The sequence below is a fragment of the Streptomyces sp. NPDC043680 genome, from assembly GCF_056436685.1.
Window position 1 is genome coordinate 512,501 of sequence record NZ_JBWKCE010000001.1, and the last position, 17,568, is coordinate 530,068.

Here is a 17,568-nt window from a genome sequence, read left to right on the forward strand (position 1 = left end):
GTAATCAATGCAGCTGTGTCAGCATGTGAGATCCGTCCAACCCTCTCGGAAAGCCCCCAAAAGGGTTACTTTCCTGTCCGCAAGGAGAGCACGTGCTCACTGTCGGTGACAAGTTCCCCACCTACGATCTGACCGCTTGCGTCTCGCTCGAAGCCGGCAGCGAGTTCGCCCAGATCGACCACAAGACCTACGAGGGCAAGTGGCGTGTGGTGTTCTTCTGGCCGAAGGACTTCACCTTCGTCTGCCCGACCGAGATCGCCGCGTTCGGCAAGCTGAACGAGGAGTTCCAGGACCGCGACGCCCAGATCCTCGGCGTCTCCGGCGACTCCGAGTTCGTCCACCACGCCTGGCGCAAGGACCACGCCGACCTGCGCGACCTGCCCTTCCCGATGCTGGCCGACTCCAAGCACGAGCTCATGCAGGCCTGTGGCGTGCAGGGCGAGGACGGCTTCGCGCAGCGCGCCGTCTTCATCGTCGACCAGAACAACGAGATCCAGTTCTCGATGGTGACCGCCGGTTCCGTGGGCCGTAACCCCAAGGAGGTCCTGCGGGTCCTCGACGCCCTGCAGACCGACGAGCTGTGCCCCTGCAACTGGACCAAGGGCGAGGACACCCTCGACGCCGGCGCGCTGCTGGCCGGTGAGTGACGGATGTCCCTCGACTCCCTCAAGTCCGCCATACCGGACTTCGCCAAGGACCTGAAGCTGAACCTCGGTTCGGTCATCGGCAACCAGGACACCCTGACCGGGCAGCAGCTGTGGGGCACGGTCCTGTCCTGCGCCATCGCCGCCCGCTCCCCGCGCGTCCTGCGTGAGCTGGAGCCGGAGGCGAAGGCGGCCCTGTCGCCGGAGGCGTACACCGCCGCCAAGTCCGCCGCCGCGGTCATGGCGATGAACAACGTCTTCTACCGCACCCGCCACCTGCTCTCCGACCCGGAGTACGGGACCCTGCGGGCCGGTCTGCGGATGAACGTCATCGGCAACCCGGGCGTGGAGAAGGTCGACTTCGAGCTCTGGTCGCTCGCGGTCTCCGCGATCAACGGCTGCGGCCAGTGCCTGGACTCGCACGAGCAGGTCCTGCGCAAGGCCGGTGTCGACCGCGAGACGATCCAGGAGGCCTTCAAGATCGCCTCGGTGATCCAGGCCGTCGCGGTCACCCTCGACGCCGAGGCCGCCCTCGCCGCCGAGTAGCCGTACGCGCACGACCCCGGGCCCCCGCCGCCGCTCCGGCCGCGGGGGCCCTTTCGCACGTTCGGGAGGCAAACGGCTCGCAGGACACCGGGCGCTGTACCGCCCTACGATCATGGTCGTCGACGCCGATTACAGGGACCACGAGACCGAGAACAACTACTACGAGCCGTCCTGCTTCCGCCTCGTCCTGGAAGTCACCAGCAGCAACCACAGCAACAACCACAAGAGCAAGGTCCGGGCCTACGCCAAGGCCGCCATCCCCGTCTACGTCCTCGTCGACCGCAAGAACGTCCGCGTGCACCTTCTCACCGACCCCGCCGGCGAGGGCTACGACCACCACACGCTCTACGCCGCCGGCCGGCAGCTCACCCTGCCCGACTCCATCGGCGCCAAGGTCACCCTCGACGCCGCCGCCCTGCTGGAAGCCGGCGGTTGCCGGGTCGCCGGGCCCGACGCGGCCGGCTGAGGGCCTCGGCCGACGCCGTCTCAGGCCCTCAAAGCCCCCATCAGCGCGCGCATGTCCTCGATCATCGCCGCCTGGACGGCGTCCACGTCCGGGCTGCTGTCCGCGTCCTCCCCGAACCACTCCACGCCGAGCGTGAAGACAGCGCCGCCGTCGAGCACTTGGAGCCGCAGGCCCTGGGTCCGCCGGTTCATCAGCGCCCGTTCGCCGAGCCCGGGGACCTGCTCCGCCGTGACGCCGGAGTCCGCCATCTCCTCGATGCCCGCGCCGCCGGCCGGGCTCGCGCCGAACTCCGTACGGGGATCGGCCTTCTTGTGCAGCTGGACCGCCACCTCGGCCTGGTAGGACAGGGCGCCCTCGACGTACGGGGCGTGGTAGCCGCAGTACGACCAGTCCAGCACGGGGTGCTCGCCCTGGCGCGCAGAGCTCCCGGTGAGCTGCACCGTGGTGCGGGACAGCGCGGTCAGCGGCATCTTGCACAGGTCATCGCCGTGCCGGTACGCGATCCGCGGCGCATCGGCGGAACGATCCTGCGCCGCCAGGACCCCCGCCCAGACCGCCGAGGCCAGGACGGCACCGCCGAGCGCCCACCACCAGGCGCCCCGCGGCCCCCGTACGCGGTCGCGCACCGTGTCGGGCCGTGCCTCCTCGGGCGGCCGCCCCTCGTCCCACTCCCCCGCTAATTCAGGCTCACTGATCACGGGCGGTCTCCTGAGCGGCCGAGTCCAGCGCCGTCGAACCGTGCGGCGCGGGGCCGACCAGCGCGGCCCCGTGGCGCAACTGTTCCCGGGAGTACGCCCTCAGGTAGACCACCACCGTGTTGGTGACGGCGACCAGCGGGACCGCGACGACCGCGCCGCCGATGCCCGCGATCATCCCGCCGGCGGCCACCGACAGCACCACGGCGAGCGGGTGCACCCGTACCGCCCGGCCCAGGATGAAGGGCTGCAGCACGTGCCCCTCGATCTGCTGCACGGCCAGGACCACGGCCAGCACCAGCAGGGCGCTGACCGGGCCCTGGGTCACCAGCGCGACCACGACGGCGAGGGCTCCGGAGACCACCGCGCCCACGAGCGGGATGAAGGCGAACAGGAAGATGAAGACGGCGAGCGGCACCGCCATCGGCACCTTGAGGAAGTAGATGCCGAGGCCGATGAAGACCGCGTCGATGAGCGCGACGAGGACCGTCCCGCGGACGTACGCGGTCAGGGTGCGCCAGGCCCGCGGGCCCGCGCCCGCGACACCCGGCCGCGCCGCGCCCGGGACCAGGCCGAGCACCCAGGTCCAGATGCGCTTGCCGTCGTAGAGCAGGAAGAGGGTCGAGAACATCGAGAGCAGGATCCCGGTCAGCACCTCGACGAGGACGGTGACGCCCTGCAGACCCGCGGAGGTGATCTGCTCGGTGTTGGTGCCGATCGTCTCGCTGAGGTTCTTCGCGATGTCGTTGATCTGCTTCTCGGTCACGTGGAACGGACTGTCCAGCGCCCAGGCCTTGAGCTCGTTGATGCCCTCGCGGACACGTGCGGAGAGGTCGTCGAGGTTCTCCATCACCTGCCACACGACGAACCAGCCGACCAGCCCGATGACGACGAAGCCGAGGATCGCGGTGACGGCGGTGGCCAGCCCGCGGGGCAGCCCGAGGCGCCGCAGCCGGACCACGAACGGCTGCAGCAGGGCGGTGACCAGCAGGGCGGCGGCGAAGGCGAGGACGACCAGGCGGACTTCGCTGATCACCTTCATCAGCACCCAGAGCATCCCGGCGAGCAGCAGCAGCCGCCAGCTGACCTCGGCGGCGACGCGCACGCCCCAGGGGACCACGCTCACCGGGTCGGGGCGCTCGCGCGGGGCGTGGTGGCCCGGGTGTTCGGCTCCGGCTTCGGCGCCGGAACCGTGTCCGGGCGCGGCGGCGTGGGCCGGTACGCCGGCGCGGGCGGTGACCGGGGCTTCGTCGCGGGTCTCCGCGTCCACCTCGGCACGCCACTGTTCGAGCCGGGCCTCCATGCGGCTCAGCCTGCTCCCGAGCCGGCCGAGCCAGCCTGCCCTCTTCGCCATCTTTTTCCCTCTCCCCCGCCCGTGGACACCTCGGATGACCGTACACGCGGGAAGCCCCGCACCGTAGGACGGTGCGGGGCTCCCGGAGGTTGAGCGACGGCTGTCGGCTAGTACCAGCCGTTGGCCTGGTGGAAGCTCCAGGCGCCACAGGGGCTGCCGTAGCGGCCGTTCATGTAGTTCAGGCCCCACTGGATCTGCGTGGCCGGGTTGGTGCGCCAGTCGTCGGCGACCGAGGACATCTTCGAGCCGGGAAGCGCCTGGACCAGACCGTACGCGCCCGAGGACGAGTTCACGGCCTTGTAGTTCCAGGTCGATTCCTGGTTGACGATGTTGGAGAAGCACTGGAACTGCCCGGCAGGGACGATCTGCTGGGCAATCGCCTTGACCTGGGCGATCGTGTAGGAGCTCTGGACCGCGAAGTCGCCTGCGCTGCGCGTCGCGGAGCGGCTCGCGGCCTGCTCCTTCTCCTCGCGCTCCTTCTTCGCCTTCTCGTCCGCCGCCTTCTGGGCCTCCGCCTTCTTGGACTTGGCGTCCTCGGCGGCCTGGATGCGGGCGGCCTCCTCGGCCGAGCGCTTGGCGTCGGCGTCGGCACCTGCGGAGATGGCGTCGGCCTGCTGCGTCAGGGACGCGTTCTGGACCTGCGCCTGGTCGCCGACCGGGATGTCGGTGAGGAGAGTCGCCCCCGACGCGGTGGTCTCAAGGCTGTTCGAGGCGGGGTCGCCAGTGGCAACGCCCACGACGGCGCCGACGGTGGTGACTGCAGTGGCCGAAGCCACGGCGAATCCCCGGACCGAGATCCGGCTCACACGGTGTCCTTCCAGCAGCGTCCGCAGTGACCGGGCGGGCGCAATAGTGCCCCTTCGACACTGGCCTCCGGTTACGGCGATCACTGGAGACGCGGGCCCGTGGGCAACTCCCTTGCGGGTGCTGCCGCGTGGTGCTCGGGCGGCATGCGGCGAACGACTGTGGAGTTGTGGTGCTGCGCGTACCTCACGGGAGTGGCCTCACGGGAGGTACCGGGGTCCCCCCGGACGGAGTCTGGGGGAGTGTGCCGCATGCGGGGCCTGACGGAAAACAGACTCTGCCGGACCTCGACACCGCAAGGCAATTCTCCGTTGCGTGGGAAAGGTCACACCTGGCTTGTCGCCGTTGGTTTCCCCAAAGGTCTGTGCAGCACGACGCCGCCCGGCTAGGCTCTGGGACCTTTGCCGGGCGGCGCCAACTCTCTTTTCTGCTATGGGGGATTTACCCCCTTCTCTCCTTAGAGCGTCTCCAGCATCTCCGTGACCAGCGCGGCGATCGGGGAGCGCTCGGATCGGGCGAGCGTGACGTGGGCGAAGAGCGGGTGCCCCTTCAACTTCTCGATGACGGCGACCACTCCGTCGTACCGGCCGACCCGCAGGTTGTCCCGTTGGGCGACGTCGTGCGTCAGAACCACCCGCGAATTGGCGCCGATCCGGGACAGAACGGTCAGCAGGACATTGCGCTCCAGCGACTGCGCCTCGTCGACGATGACGAAGGCGTCGTGGAGGGAGCGCCCCCGGATGTGCGTGAGCGGCAGGACCTCCAGCATCCCCCGGTTCAGCACCTCCTCGATGACCTCGCGCCCCGCCACCGACGAGAGGGTGTCGAAGACCGCCTGCGCCCAGGGGCTCATCTTCTCGGACTGGTCCCCGGGCAGGTAGCCGAGCTCCTGGCCGCCCACCGCGTACAGCGGCCGGAAGACCATCACCTTCTGGTGCTGCCTGCGCTCCAGGACCGCCTCCAAGCCCGCGCACAGCGCCAGCGCCGACTTTCCGGTGCCGGCCCGGCCGCCCATGGAGAGGATGCCGATCTCCGGGTCCAGCAGCAGGTCGAGGGCGATGCGCTGCTCGGCGCTGCGCCCGTGCAGCCCGAAGGCCTCGCGGTCGCCGCGGACGAGCCGCACGTTGCCGTCCGCGGTGACCCGGCCCAGGGCCTTGCCGCGCTCGGACTGCAGGACCAGACCCGTGTGCACGGGCAGTTCGGCGGCCTCCGGTACGTGGAGGCGCTCCTCGGAGTAGAGGAGGTCCACCTGTTCCCCGGAGAGGGAGAGCTCGCTCATGCCGGTCCAGCCGGCGTCGGTGATCGCGAGCTCCGCGCGGTACTCCTCTGCCAGCAGCCCCACCGAGGAGGCCTTGATGCGCAGCGGGAGATCCTTCGACACGACCGTGACGTCGTAGCCCTCGGCCTGGAGGTTGCGGGCGACCGCGAGGATGCGCGAGTCGTTGTCCCCCAGCCGGAAGCCGGCGGGCAGGACGCCCGGGTCGGAGTGGTTGAGCTCGACACGGAGGGTGCCGCCCAGATCCCCCAGCGGGATGGGGGCGTCGAGGCGACCGTAGCGAACCCGGATGTCGTCGAGCAGGCGCAGGGCCTGTCGGGCGAAGTAGCCGAGTTCGGGATGGTGCCTCTTCGCCTCCAGCTCGGTGATCACCACGATCGGGAGCACCACCTCGTGCTCGTCGAAGCGGCGGATCGCGTTGGGGTCTGCCAGCAGGACGCTGGTGTCGAGGACGTAGGTCCGCCTGTCGGGCAGGCGGCGCTTTGTGCTGGTCACCACGGAAGGACGTACCCCCTCGGAAGAGGTCGGGCCATGAAGACCGGACCGGTCATCGGCACCCTGCCAGGGCCGATTTCCGGCCCTCCCACTCCGTCCGTGCGAACCGCACGTGCGTCCTGGTGCAAAGGGCCTCCCGGGCGGACGGCCCCATGCCGTCCGCTGAGACTCGACACCCGTGGATCGGGCATCGACCTGAAAGGGGTATTCCCAGATCAGGCCCAGCCATGCCATGGCATATGACGGACGCTCGGTGAATCCCAGGTGAAGGCCCTGTACGGAGACGGCGCGCCCCGGACGGAGGTCCGGGGCGCGCCGTGTACGGGCCGGGGGTGCCGAGGGGGCGTCAGGCCTCAGGTGCCGTAGCGCCGGTGGCGGGCGGCGTAGTCGCGCAGGGCCCGCAGGAAGTCGACCTTGCGGAAGGCCGGCCAGAAGACCTCGCAGAAGTAGTACTCGGAATGGGCGCTCTGCCACAGCATGAATCCGGACAGCCGCTGTTCGCCGCTCGTGCGGATCACCAGGTCCGGGTCGGGCTGGCCGCGGGTGTAGAGGTGCTCGGCGATGTGGTCGATGTCCAGGATGTTGGCGAGCTCCTCGAAGGAGGTGCCCTTCTCCGCGTGCTCCAGCAGCAGCGAGCGGACGGCGTCGGCGATCTCCTGGCGGCCTCCGTAGCCGACGGCGACGTTGACCAGTATGCCGTCGACGTCGTGCGTGGCCTGCTCGGCCTCCTTGAGCACGGACTGCGTCCGGTCGGGGAGGATGTCGAGGTTGCCGACGTGGTGGACGCGCCAGCGGCCGTCCGCGGCCAGGCCCCGGACCGTGTTCTCGATGATGTTGAGCAGCGGGCGGAGCTCGACCTCCGGCCGGTCCAGGTTGTCGGTGGACAGCATCCACAGGGTGACCACCTCGACGTCGGTCTCGGTGCACCAGCCCAGCATCTCGGAGATCTTGTCGGCCCCCGCCTGGTGGCCCTGCTCCGTCGTACCTCCGGACGCCTTCGCCCAGCGCCGGTTCCCGTCCAGGATCACGCCGATGTGCTTGGGCGACGCGTCATGGTCGAGGCGGCCTTCCACCCGGCGTGCGTAGAGCCTGTACACCAGGTCGCGCAGCTTCACGATCTTCCAGCCCCTCCGTGCAATGCCCCCGTGCGAAATGCGGTCCCTACCCCCGAGGCCGCCACATTACTGCGCGGCGGGATCGGGTACCCAACCCGGTGCGTCACAAGTCCGTGATAGGGAGGACAACGTGACTGATAACAATCCCTATCGGGCAGAGCCCTCACGGTACGACTCCATGGAGTACCGGCGCACCGGCCGCAGCGGCCTGAGGCTCCCCGCCATCTCCTTCGGCCTCTGGCACAACTTCGGCGACGACAGGTCCCTGGAGACCCAGCGCGCCATTCTGCGCCGGGCCTTCGACCTGGGCGTGACCCACTTCGACCTGGCGAACAACTACGGCCCGCCGCCCGGCTCGGCCGAGCTCAACTTCGGCAAGATCTTCGCGCAGGACTTCGCGTCCTACCGGGACCAGCTGATCATCTCCACCAAGGCCGGCTACCTCATGCACGAGGGCCCGTACGGCGAGTGGGGCAGCCGCAAGTACCTGATGAGCTCGCTCGACGCCTCGCTGAAGCGGATGGGCGTGGACTACGTCGACATCTTCTACTCGCACCGCTTCGACCCGGAGACCCCGCTGGAGGAGACCATGGGCGCCCTCGTGTCCGCGGTCCAGCAGGGCAAGGCGCTCTACGTCGGCATCTCCTCGTACACCGCGGAGCAGACGGCCGAGGCGGCGGGCATCCTGCGCGAGGCGGGGGTGCGCCCGCTGATCCACCAGCCCTCGTACTCCATGATCAACCGCTGGACGGAGGAGGACGCGCTGCTGGACACCCTGGAGGAGGCCGGCATGGGCTGCATCTCCTTCGCCCCGCTCGCGCAGGGGCTGCTGACCGGCAAGTACCTCCAGGGCATCCCGGAGGGCTCGCGGGCCGCCCAGGGCAAGTCCCTGAACCCGGACCTGCTCTCGGAGGACGTGCGGCGGCGGCTGCACGGGCTCAACGAGATCGCGGCCCGGCGCGGTCAGTCGCTGGCGCAGCTGGCGCTCAGCTGGGTGCTGCGCGACGAGCGGATGACCTCGGCGCTGATCGGCGCGTCGAGCGTGGCACAGCTGGAGGAGAACATCGCGGCCCTGGCCGGCGCGCCGCTGTCGGAGGAGGAGCTGAAGGAGATCGACTCCTTCGCCGTCTCCACCCCCGGCACCAACATCTGGGCCCAGCGCGGCTGACCTGCGCTTTTGCGCGGCCGCCGGAGGGGATGGGGCGAAACGGAAAACGGGCCGGTCCGTGGGGGGGATACGGACCGGCCCGAGGGGGGGGTTCCACCATAACCCTTCGTAAAGCCTGCTGCGTGCATCGGCGCGCGATGATTACGCTCCGAAACCACCCAGCAGCACTCCGGTGAAGGCTCCGGCGGCCATGAACGGACCGAACGCGAAGCCCCTTTTCGCTCCTCCGGGGCCCTTCAGCACAAGGCCGAGACCGTACAGGGCCCCGTAGAGGAAGCCGAGGAAGGCCCCCGCGGCCCATACCCCCCAGCCGTACCACCCAAGAGTGACGCCGAGGGCGAGCGCCAGCTTGACGTCGCCGAACCCCATCCCGGCGGGGTTGATCAGGAACAGCGCCAGATACGCGGCGGCGAGCGCGGCCCCGCCGGTCAGGGCGTGCCGCCAGGACCCGGCGGCGCCGGGCAGCAGGGCGGCGGCCCCGAGGCCGGCGGCCGTGACGGCCGCCAGGGGCAGGGTCAGGACGTCGGGCAGCCGGTGCACGGCGAGGTCGACCAGCCCGAGCAGGACGAGTACGGGCGCCACCCCGGCGAACACCACAGCCTCGGGCCGCCCCCCGGCGGCGGCGCCGAGCAGCCCGCACACCGCGCCGCTGAGCGCCGCGACCGGCGCGGCCCCGGGCCCGTACGCATGCCGCTCCCCGGCGCCGCCCGCGCGACAGCGCGCCGGGCCGAGCCAGCCCGCGAGGGGGTGCTCCCGCGGGCACCGCTCCCGCCAGGGCTCCCCCGGCGCCACGGAGAGCCGGTAGGCGGCGCGCGGCAGCAGCAGCCCGGCGGCCACGCCGTAGCCCGCGGCAAGGATGATCACAACCATGCCCATCCGCCGACGGTAGGCCGCAGCGGCGCGGGCGGCATGGGCCCGGAGACCCAATGGCCCTACGCTGCCCGCATGGCCACGGGGTGGAGGGACGGCGAGGCGGTGCTGCGCGTCGAGGGGACCGGGGAAGCGATCCCGCTGGAGGTGGCCGCCTCCTACCGGGCCCGTACCCGCGGGCTGCTCGGGCGCGACGGGATCACCGGCGCCCTGCTGCTCACGCCCGCCGGGAGCGTGCACACCTTCCGGATGCGGTTCGCGATCGACGTGGCGTACCTGGACCGGCGGTTGGAGGTGATCGCGCTGACCACCATGGTCCCGGGTCGGCTCGGGCTGCCCCGGCTGCGTTCCCGGCACGTCCTGGAGGCGGAAGCGGGTGCCATGGCCGCGTGGGGGCTGCGGACCGGGTCCCGCCTGGACATCGCGGGGCCGGGCCGCCCGGAGCGTCTCAGCCGCGGCTAGGCGGTGCGCGGACACGGCGGTAGGTTGGGGCGGTTGGGCTGGGGTGTCAGGGGAGCGGCATGACGGAGAACGCGCGGGTCAAGGCGCTGGAGCAGATCATGCCGGCGACGCACGGCGCCGACGAGGACATCGACTGGCGGGCCGCCGAGGCCGCCTGGCGCACCCGCTTCCCGTCCGACTACGTCGCCTTCATGGGCCGCTTCGGCGCGGGCTCCATCAACGGCGAGGCCAGCATCCTGCTGCCGCTGCCCAAGCCCGGACTCCAGTGGGATCCCGCCGAGATGGCCGAGGAGACCGAGAACGCCCGCCTCACCTGGGAGGCGGAGGGCGGCCGGGCCGCCTTCGACCTGGACCCCGAGTCGATCATCGCCTGGGGCGTCACCGGCGGGGCCGACATCCTCTGCTGGCTCAGGAACGACCCCGATCCGGACCGCTGGCCCGTCCTGGTGGTCGGCCGGCACACCGCCGACTCCTTCGCCGTGTATCCGTACGGCATGGCCGAGTTCCTCTACCGGCTCTGCTCGGACGAGTTCGACGTGAGCCCGGTCAGCATCACCTTCTGGGACGGGGGCCACCTCAGCTTCGTCCACTGGCGCAAGGCCCAGCGCCGCTGGCAGGAGGGCCGCAACCCGGAGACCGGCGAGCCCGATCCGTACGCGGGCGACTTCACGCCCTGAGCCCGCCACACCCGCCGGCCCCCTCCTCGCACCGTCCCACCCGTTGCAGAGCGCACATGCGCGTGAAACGGGCGTTTCAGCATGTCTACGCGCGTCCGATTCGTGGATCAGCTAGGGGAAAACACCAGCCGGAAATGCCGCACTTGGAGCATTGACCACAAGTACCGACCCAATGGAATCAATCGCCCCGCTTCAGGAGAGAATTCCGGCCAACGGGCCGCGGAGGGACACCCCAGCCCGGAGCAACTCATAAGCAGTAACGGGACTCAAAAGAAATTCAGGGGAATACACCCGTGCGACGAAGAATCTTCGGCACGGCCGCGACCGCGGTCGTACTCGGTCTGCTGATCCCACTGGCCGGATGCAGCGGTTCGGGCGACGGTGCAGGCGACAGCGGTACGTTGCGCCTGGTGGCCGCGGAGTACGGCGACAGCCAGGCCACCAGCTCCAAGGCCTATTGGGACAAGGTGACGGCTGATTTCACCAAGGCCAATCCCGGCATCAAAGTCGAGGTGCAGCTCCTGCCCTGGGCCGACATCGACCGCGAGGTCACCCGTATGGTCAAGGCCGGAAACGCGCCGGACATGGCCCTCATGGGCTCCTACTCCGACTTCGCGGCGCAGGGAAAGCTGTATTCCGCGGAGGAACTCCTCTCCATCACCGCCGAGGCGAACTTCCTCCAGCCGCTCGCCGAGGCCGGCTCCATCGGCAACACCCTCTACGGGCTGCCCTGGGTGGCGAGCAGCCGCCTCCTCTTCTACAACGAGAGCCTGTTCACGAAGGCGGGCATCAGCAACCCGCCCAAGACCTGGTCCGAGCTGAAGTCCGCCGCCAAGGCCCTCAAGGACAAGGGCGTGAAGTTCCCGTACGCCCTCCCGCTGGGGCCGGAGGAGGCGCACGCCGAGGCGCTGATCTGGGAGCTGAGCAACGGCGGCGGCTACGCCGACAGCAGCGGCAACTACAGCCTGGCCTCCGACCAGAACATCCAGACCTTCCGCTGGGTCAAGGACAACCTGGTGACCCCCGGCCTGACGGGGCCGGTCGCGCCGTCCCAGCTCAACCGGGCCGACGCGTTCGCCGCGTTCGTACGCGGCGAGGTCGGCATGGTCAACGGCTACCCCTCGCTCGTTCACGAGGCGCGTGCGAAGGGCATCACCGTGGGCACGGTGTCCATGCCGGTGGCGGACTCGCTCGGCTCCGGGGAGATCCCGCCGACCGTGGGCGTGGCCGACTGGATGATGGCGTTCAAGCAGAACGACAAGGGCAAGGAGATCGGCAAGTTCCTGGACTTCGTCTACCAGGACAAGAACATGTCGGACTTCGCGGGCCGCTACCACCTGCTGCCCTCCACCGTCTCCGCCTCCCGAACCCTGGACGGCGGCATCGACAGCACCGACACGCAGTTCCTGACCGCCCTGCGCGGTGCGCAGCTCTACCCGGTGAACGACCCCTCGTGGGTGACGGTCAGCGACACCATCAAGCGCAACATCGGCCGCGCGGTGGAACCGAACGGTGACGCGAAGAGCGTCCTGGAGGACATCGCCTCGAAGGCGAACGAGGCCGGGCGCAAGCACTGAGCGGGCGCGCGGAACACCGCCCGCTCCGCCGAACATCCCATCGAACACGGGACTTCCGGCCCCCGTCGCATCCCACCCCATGCGGCATGATGGTCCACGGCTCTTGATCCAAGGCCGCGGTCCAGTCGCCCCGCCGAGTGCCCACAAGGCGCAGGGGCGGCCGGCCCCTCTCCCACGGGGCCTCTCTCCCGCCGGCTTTCTCTTCGCCGGCCCGCGGGCCTACTGCGGACCGTGCTCCGCCGCGAAGGCCGTCCGGTGCTGCTCGCAGCTGGAGTCCCAGTGCAGCGAGCCCGTCAGCGTCCCGTAGCCCGAGCGCGTGACCGACCATTCCACCGTGTACTCACCCGTGTCGCAGGCGACCCGCTTGCCGCCCGGCACCTTGGCGCGTCCGGTCGCGGACTGGTCCTGCAGCTCCTGGCGCACCTCGACCACCTCGGCCTGGTCCGCCGAAAGCAGGACGGCGTGCACGACGATCGGGTGGGTGCCCTCCTTGGTGGTCACCGCCTTCTTCACCACGGTCGAGTCCGACACCGCCCACCCGAAATCGAACGAGGGCAACCAGGCGAGTGACTTCGGGTCGGGGGCCTGGTGCGGGAAGTCCGGTGCGGCCGCGGGGCCGCGGCGGGTGACCGTCTTGTACTGGATGCCGGGGTAGAAGCGCAGCTGTCCCTCCACCCTGTGCATCTCGTCCTTGGTCCACAGCGACTTCATCGTCTTCTCGCCGCCGGCCGGGTCCTGGAGGTAGGTCCCCTCGGCGGCGGTGGCGGCGCCCTGGCCGAAGGCGGGTGCGAGGGCCGCCGCGGACGCGGCGAGGGCGAGAGCGGCAATGCGGGTGCGCTTCATGTCCGGTCCAACGGGAGGCCCCGGCGGGCTGGAACGACACCGGGCGGGCTTTCACCCGTACGGGAGCCGGCCCCGGAATATCCCATGATCATCTCCCGTTGTGCGTGCCGAACCGACGGAGTACGGCGACAGGGGGCCCCATGGGCGCGAAGGTGAACGGCACGGTGGCAGCGGGCTGGGAGTCCGTACGGGAGGAGTTCGAGGCCTTCGTCGCGGCCGAGGCGCACTCCCCCGAGGCGCAGCTGGCGGTGCACCACGGCGGCCGTCGGGTGGTCGACCTGTGGGCGGGCGAGGACACCGGAGCCGACACGCTGACCGGCGTCTACTCGATCACCAAGGGCGCCGCCTACCTGGTGGTGGCGCTGCTCGTGCAGGACGGCGTACTCGACCTGGAGCGGCCGGTGTCGGCGTACTGGCCGGAGTTCACCGGCGGCGGCAAGGAGCGGCTGACCGTACGCCAGCTGGTGTCCCACCAGGCCGGCCTGCTCAGCACCCCCGAGGGCTTCGACTACGAGGAGATCGCGGACGACGCGCTGATCGCGGCGCGGCTGGCCGGGCAGAAGCCGTACTGGGAGCCCGGGACGGCGTACGGGTACCACGCCTTCGTGATCGGCGCGCTGACCGGCGAGCTGGTGCGACGGGCGACCGGCCGGTCCCTGCCCCAGGTGTACGAGGAGCGGATCCGGGCGCCGTACGGCCTGGACCTCTACATGGGGCTGCCCAGCGCGCTGGAGGGGCGGTGGAAGCCGGTGCTGGACATGCTCCCGACGCCCGAGCAGCTGGCGGCCGCGCAGGCGGGCGGGGCGCAGGTCCCGGAGCTGCTGCCGGTGGCCTTCAACGCACACGGGAAGCGGCCGATGGACCTGGTGGTGTACGCCAACCACCCGAAGGTGAAGGCGCTGGGCCCGGCCTCGGCCGGCGGCATCGGCACGGCGCGCGGGGTGGCCCGGCTGTACGCGGCGGCGATCGGCGAGGTGGACGGCCGGGCTCCGCTGCTGGAGCCGGAGACGGCGGCCGAGTTCGCGAGGCTGCACACCCCGGGCGAGGACCGGGTCACCGCGGAGCCGGACCACTTCGGGCTGGGCTTCGAGCAGCAGCCCGCGGTGGGGCCGCGGGCGTTCGGGCACAGCGGCGCGGCCGGCGGGCTGGGCTGGGCGGATCCGGCGACCGGCCTCGCCTACGGATACACGCGCCGCCGCTTCGGCTTCCCGGGCGGGGCGGCCCCGGAGAACGTGCCCCTGACGGCGGCGGTGCTGCGGATCGCGCGCGGTCCGGCCGCGGGGGCGGCGGCCGGGGAGGCGGCTCAGGCCTGACCGGTCTCGAACCGGCTGATGCGCCCGTCGCCGGTGACCGTGAACCGCCATGCGGTGCGCATCTCGCCCCAGGTGTCGTTGCGGTAGTCGACGATGAGGCGGTGGCCGCCGTCGGACTCGGAGACGACGTCCATGTGGCCGTTGGAGGACCAGATCTCCTTGTCGGTCCACTCGGCGAGGTCGCGGTCGGAGCCGTCGTCGGACATGCTCGCGTCGGCTGTCAGCACCTGCGTGAAGGCCGCCTGGTCGTGCGCGTTGACGGCGGTGACGAAAGCCCTGACGGCGGGGTCGGACAGCTTGCTCGGCGCGATCACGGAGGCCTCCTGGCCGGTCGTACGGGTGGTGCGGGTGCGACCAGGGAACACCGCGGGCGGCGCCGGGGCGCCGATCCTCACCCGTTCGCCGCCGGACGGCGTGTCAGACGACCGACGTGTGGGGGCCTACGGGGTGGTCCGGACGGGGAATCCGGTGGGCCGGTCCTGCTCCCGCAGCCAGGACAGGACCTGGTCGAGGGCTTCGACGGTCTGCCCGCGGTTGCCGCCGCCGTCGTGGAAGAGGACCGTCGGGCCGTTGCCCAGCTCCTTCTTGACGGTGTTGACGATGGCGGCGACACCGGGCTTGTGGAAGTCCTTGGTGTCGACGTTCCAGCCGAGCGGGCGCATGCCGTGCGCGGCGGCCGTGCGGCGGCTGTCGGGCGTGAACGCGCCGCCGGGGGCCCGGTAGTACTCCACCTCGGCCGCGCCGCCCGCCGCTTCCTCGATCATCTTCTTCGCGTCGAGGATCTGCTTCTCCTGGTAGGCGGCCGGCTTCTTGGCCATGGCGGTGTCGTGGTCCACGGTGTGGTCGCAGAGCCGGTGGCCGCCCGCCACGACCTGCTTGACCAGGTCGGGGTGGGCCGCGGCCCGCGGTCCGACCATGCAGAAGGTCGCCTTGACGTCGTGCTTCCCCAGCACGTCGAGTATCCGGGGGGTCCAGGCGGGGTCGGGGCCGTCGTCGATGGTGATGTTGACGGCGCTGCCGCCGCTCTCCGAGGCGTGGGCTATGCCGTCGGGTATGCGTGCCTGCGGCGGGGCGCCGCCGTGTGCGGGATCCTGCGGCGCCGGGTCGCCCCGAGGCGGTGACACCTGCCTGCCGCTCGCGGCGCCGCCCGGGGCGGGACCGTCCGAGGCCACCAGGGTGGTGACTCCTCCCATCGTCGCCGCCACGGCGGCGGCCGAGGCCGCGACGGCCATCCTGGCCCGCAGGCCCTGCCGGTCGGTGCGCGCCATGAAGCCCATGGACGGTCCACTTCCCTCCGCCTTCGCGATCACTCTCCCGTTCAGGACGTGTGGCGAGGCGGAAGGGTTCCCACCGATTTCGGCCGGATTTCAGGCAATAGGACCTTGGTCCTTGATCGCACCGATTTGGTCCCGAATTCGCCCGAGGACCCTGAGCGACCGTCGACTCCGGGACGTGCCGCGGCCCCGGCGGACGATTGCCGTCCGCCGGGGCCGCTGGTTTTGTTGGCCGGTCGTTCTGTTGGCCGGTCGTTCTGTTGGCCGCTCGCGCCGGCCGGTCGCGCCCGCTCAGTGCGAGACGGACTCCTGTGCAGCCTGGGCCGCCTTGTCCGCGCCCGCGCCGCCGGCCTGCGGACCCGCGCCCCGGAGCGGGACCTCCTTGACGAACCAGGCCGCCGCGAAGCCCAGTACGGCGATGAACGCGCCGAGCAGGAACGCGGAGTGCGTACCGGCGGCGACCGCGTGCTGGTAGGCGTCGCGGACCGCTTCCGGCAGCTTCGCCAGGCTGGCCGCGTCGAGCTGGGCGGAGCCCGCGGCGCCGGCCGCTTCCGGGCCGAGGCGCTCACCCATGGTCTCCGTGACCCGGCTGGTGAACAGCGAACCCATCAGGGCCACGCCGAAGGAGCCGCCGAGCGTACGGAAGAGGGTGGCCGAGGAGGACGCGACGCCCATGTCCTTCATGTCGACGCTGTTCTGCGCGACGAGCATGGTGATCTGCATCAGGAAGCCGAGCCCGGCGCCGAGGACGGCCATGTAGACGCCCGAGACCAGGCGGCTGGTACCGGTGTCCATCTGGGCGAGCAGGAAGAGGCCGACGACCATGAGCGCGCCGCCGATGATCGGGAACATCTTGTACTTGCCGCTGCTGGTGGTGACGCGGCCCGCGATCAGCGAGACGACCATCATCGAGAGCAGCATCGGCAGGAGCAGGAGGCCGGAGTTGGTGGCGGAGGCGCCCTGGACCGCCTGCTGGAACAGCGGCAGGTAGAGCACGCCGCCGAACATCGCGAAGCCGACGAGGAAGCCGATCACCGACATGAGCGTGAAGTTGCGGCTGCGGAAGATGTGCAGCGGGATGACCGGCTCGGCGGCCTTGGTCTCGGCGAAGAGGAACGCGGCGATCGACAGCAGGCCGAGGATGATCAGGCCGACGATCTCGCCGGAGCCCCAGGCGTACTCGGTGCCGCCCCAGGTGGTGACGAGCACGGTCGAGGTGATGGCGACGGTCAGCAGGGCCGCACCCAGGTAGTCGATCTTCCGTCCTTCCCCCTGTCCCGTCTTCTTCGGCAGGTGGAGGACGGCGGTGACCATCGCGAGGGCGACGGCGCCCAAGGGCAGGTTGATGTAGAAGGACCAGCGCCAGCCCATGTGGTCGGTGATGGTGCCGCCGACCAGCGGGCCGCCGATCATGGCGAGGGCCATCACGCCGGCCATCATGCCCTGGTACTTGCCGCGTTCGCGGGGCGGGATCAGGTCGCCGATGATCGCCATGACGCCGACCATCAGGCCGCCGGCACCGAGGCCCTGGATGGCGCGGAAGCCGATCAGCTGGCCCATGTCCTGGGCCATGCCGCTGAGGGCGGAGCCGATGAGGAAGATCACGATGGAGGTGAGGAAGGAGCCCTTCCTCCCGTACATGTCGCCGATCTTGCCCCAGATGGGGGTGGAGGCCGCGGTCGCCAGCGTGTACGCCGTGACCACCCAGGAGAGGTGCTCAAGCCCGCCGAGCTCGCCGACGATGGTGGGCATCGCCGTACCGATGATCATGTTGTCCAGCATGGCCAGCAGCATGGCGATCATGAGCGCCATGAGGACCACACGGACGCTGCGCGGCTTCACCTCCTCCGAGGTCTGCGCCGCCTTGGTGATATCGACCATGTCCACTCCCCGTCGCACCCGCTCCCGGGCACTTACTTGCCGCCCGGCTAGTTCACTACACTGGGGAAGGTAGACCCGTCACTAGCCGGGCGTCAAGTAAGTAATTGG

17 protein-coding genes and 1 pseudogene are annotated in these 17,568 nt (G+C 70.6%); 8 read left to right on the plus strand and 10 right to left on the minus strand.

Annotated elements, in window-relative coordinates; translation table 11 throughout:
- Nucleotides 1-92 precede the first annotated feature (92 nt).
- From AC0666_RS02325 to AC0666_RS02335, 3 genes and pseudogenes are all read left to right on the plus strand, one after another.
- Nucleotides 93-647, plus strand: coding sequence for a peroxiredoxin (locus tag AC0666_RS02325; RefSeq protein ID WP_356845352.1), 555 nt, complete (start codon nucleotides 93-95; stop codon nucleotides 645-647).
- A gap of 3 nt (nucleotides 648-650) precedes the next feature.
- Complete coding sequence (locus AC0666_RS02330) at nucleotides 651-1,190, plus strand: alkyl hydroperoxide reductase (RefSeq protein WP_361719575.1); 540 nt, start codon at nucleotides 651-653, stop codon at nucleotides 1,188-1,190.
- Nucleotides 1,191-1,260: 70 nt separating this feature from the next.
- Nucleotides 1,261-1,656, plus strand: a pseudogene (locus tag AC0666_RS02335) (Uma2 family endonuclease); the annotation flags it as partial.
- A gap of 20 nt (nucleotides 1,657-1,676) precedes the next feature.
- Here the strand turns inward: AC0666_RS02335 and AC0666_RS02340 are convergent.
- From AC0666_RS02340 to AC0666_RS02360, 5 genes are all read right to left on the minus strand, one after another.
- Nucleotides 1,677-2,354: a hypothetical protein gene (locus tag AC0666_RS02340; RefSeq protein ID WP_478706930.1), complete on the minus strand. Its 678-nt coding sequence runs from the start codon at nucleotides 2,352-2,354 to the stop codon at nucleotides 1,677-1,679.
- The gene (locus AC0666_RS02345; RefSeq protein ID WP_468963118.1) at nucleotides 2,344-3,705 is read right to left on the minus strand and encodes an AI-2E family transporter; all 1,362 of its coding nucleotides are present in this window, start codon (nucleotides 3,703-3,705) and stop codon (nucleotides 2,344-2,346) included. The genes AC0666_RS02340 and AC0666_RS02345 overlap by 11 nt, the downstream gene beginning before the upstream one ends.
- A 107-nt stretch (nucleotides 3,706-3,812) precedes the next feature.
- Complete coding sequence (locus AC0666_RS02350) at nucleotides 3,813-4,511, minus strand: aggregation-promoting factor C-terminal-like domain-containing protein (protein ID WP_468582323.1); 699 nt, start codon at nucleotides 4,509-4,511, stop codon at nucleotides 3,813-3,815.
- A gap of 455 nt (nucleotides 4,512-4,966) precedes the next feature.
- Nucleotides 4,967-6,283 (minus strand): PhoH family protein, encoded by a 1,317-nt coding sequence (locus AC0666_RS02355; protein ID WP_478706931.1) that lies wholly within the window; start codon nucleotides 6,281-6,283, stop codon nucleotides 4,967-4,969.
- 350 nt (nucleotides 6,284-6,633) lie between these two features.
- On the minus strand, nucleotides 6,634-7,395 hold the full coding sequence (locus AC0666_RS02360) for an isoprenyl transferase (RefSeq protein WP_361712060.1): 762 nt from the start codon (nucleotides 7,393-7,395) through the stop codon (nucleotides 6,634-6,636).
- Nucleotides 7,396-7,525: 130 nt separating this feature from the next.
- On the opposite strand from AC0666_RS02360, the gene mgrA reads away from it, so the two are divergent.
- Nucleotides 7,526-8,563, plus strand: coding sequence for an L-glyceraldehyde 3-phosphate reductase (gene mgrA / locus AC0666_RS02365; RefSeq protein ID WP_478706932.1), 1,038 nt, complete (start codon nucleotides 7,526-7,528; stop codon nucleotides 8,561-8,563).
- Nucleotides 8,564-8,704: 141 nt separating this feature from the next.
- Here mgrA and AC0666_RS02370 read toward each other — a convergent pair whose 3' ends face one another.
- Nucleotides 8,705-9,439, minus strand: coding sequence for a prepilin peptidase (locus tag AC0666_RS02370; RefSeq protein WP_468963113.1), 735 nt, complete (start codon nucleotides 9,437-9,439; stop codon nucleotides 8,705-8,707).
- Nucleotides 9,440-9,508: 69 nt separating this feature from the next.
- On the opposite strand from AC0666_RS02370, the gene AC0666_RS02375 reads away from it, so the two are divergent.
- The 3 genes from AC0666_RS02375 (at nucleotide 9,509) to AC0666_RS02385 (ending at nucleotide 12,149) form a co-directional block, all read left to right on the plus strand.
- Nucleotides 9,509-9,895 (plus strand): DUF192 domain-containing protein, encoded by a 387-nt coding sequence (locus AC0666_RS02375; protein ID WP_478706933.1) that lies wholly within the window; start codon nucleotides 9,509-9,511, stop codon nucleotides 9,893-9,895.
- Nucleotides 9,896-9,954: 59 nt separating this feature from the next.
- Nucleotides 9,955-10,572, plus strand: coding sequence for an SMI1/KNR4 family protein (locus AC0666_RS02380; RefSeq protein ID WP_468963110.1), 618 nt, complete (start codon nucleotides 9,955-9,957; stop codon nucleotides 10,570-10,572).
- A 293-nt stretch (nucleotides 10,573-10,865) separates the two neighbouring features.
- Complete coding sequence (locus tag AC0666_RS02385) at nucleotides 10,866-12,149, plus strand: extracellular solute-binding protein (RefSeq protein WP_468963108.1); 1,284 nt, start codon at nucleotides 10,866-10,868, stop codon at nucleotides 12,147-12,149.
- A 219-nt stretch (nucleotides 12,150-12,368) separates the two neighbouring features.
- Here AC0666_RS02385 and AC0666_RS02390 read toward each other — a convergent pair whose 3' ends face one another.
- A complete protein-coding gene (locus AC0666_RS02390; RefSeq protein WP_468963106.1) occupies nucleotides 12,369-12,992 on the minus strand; it encodes a hypothetical protein in 624 nt (207 codons plus the stop codon).
- A gap of 140 nt (nucleotides 12,993-13,132) precedes the next feature.
- Here AC0666_RS02390 and AC0666_RS02395 point away from each other — a divergent pair, with 140 nt between their 5' ends.
- Nucleotides 13,133-14,305 carry a serine hydrolase domain-containing protein gene (locus AC0666_RS02395; RefSeq protein WP_468963104.1) on the plus strand — a complete coding sequence of 391 codons (1,173 nt, stop codon included), beginning with the start codon at nucleotides 13,133-13,135 and terminating at the stop codon, nucleotides 14,303-14,305.
- On the opposite strand, the gene AC0666_RS02400 is transcribed toward AC0666_RS02395, so the two are convergent.
- The 3 genes from AC0666_RS02400 to AC0666_RS02410 form a co-directional block, all read right to left on the minus strand.
- Nucleotides 14,296-14,619 (minus strand): nuclear transport factor 2 family protein, encoded by a 324-nt coding sequence (locus AC0666_RS02400; RefSeq protein WP_468963102.1) that lies wholly within the window; start codon nucleotides 14,617-14,619, stop codon nucleotides 14,296-14,298. The genes AC0666_RS02395 and AC0666_RS02400 overlap by 10 nt on opposite strands.
- 126 nt (nucleotides 14,620-14,745) lie before the next feature.
- Nucleotides 14,746-15,573: a polysaccharide deacetylase family protein gene (locus tag AC0666_RS02405; protein WP_478706934.1), complete on the minus strand. Its 828-nt coding sequence runs from the start codon at nucleotides 15,571-15,573 to the stop codon at nucleotides 14,746-14,748.
- Between the two features lie 297 nt (nucleotides 15,574-15,870).
- On the minus strand, nucleotides 15,871-17,460 hold the full coding sequence (locus AC0666_RS02410; protein WP_468582338.1) for an MDR family MFS transporter: 1,590 nt from the start codon (nucleotides 17,458-17,460) through the stop codon (nucleotides 15,871-15,873).
- Nucleotides 17,461-17,568 lie beyond the last annotated feature (108 nt).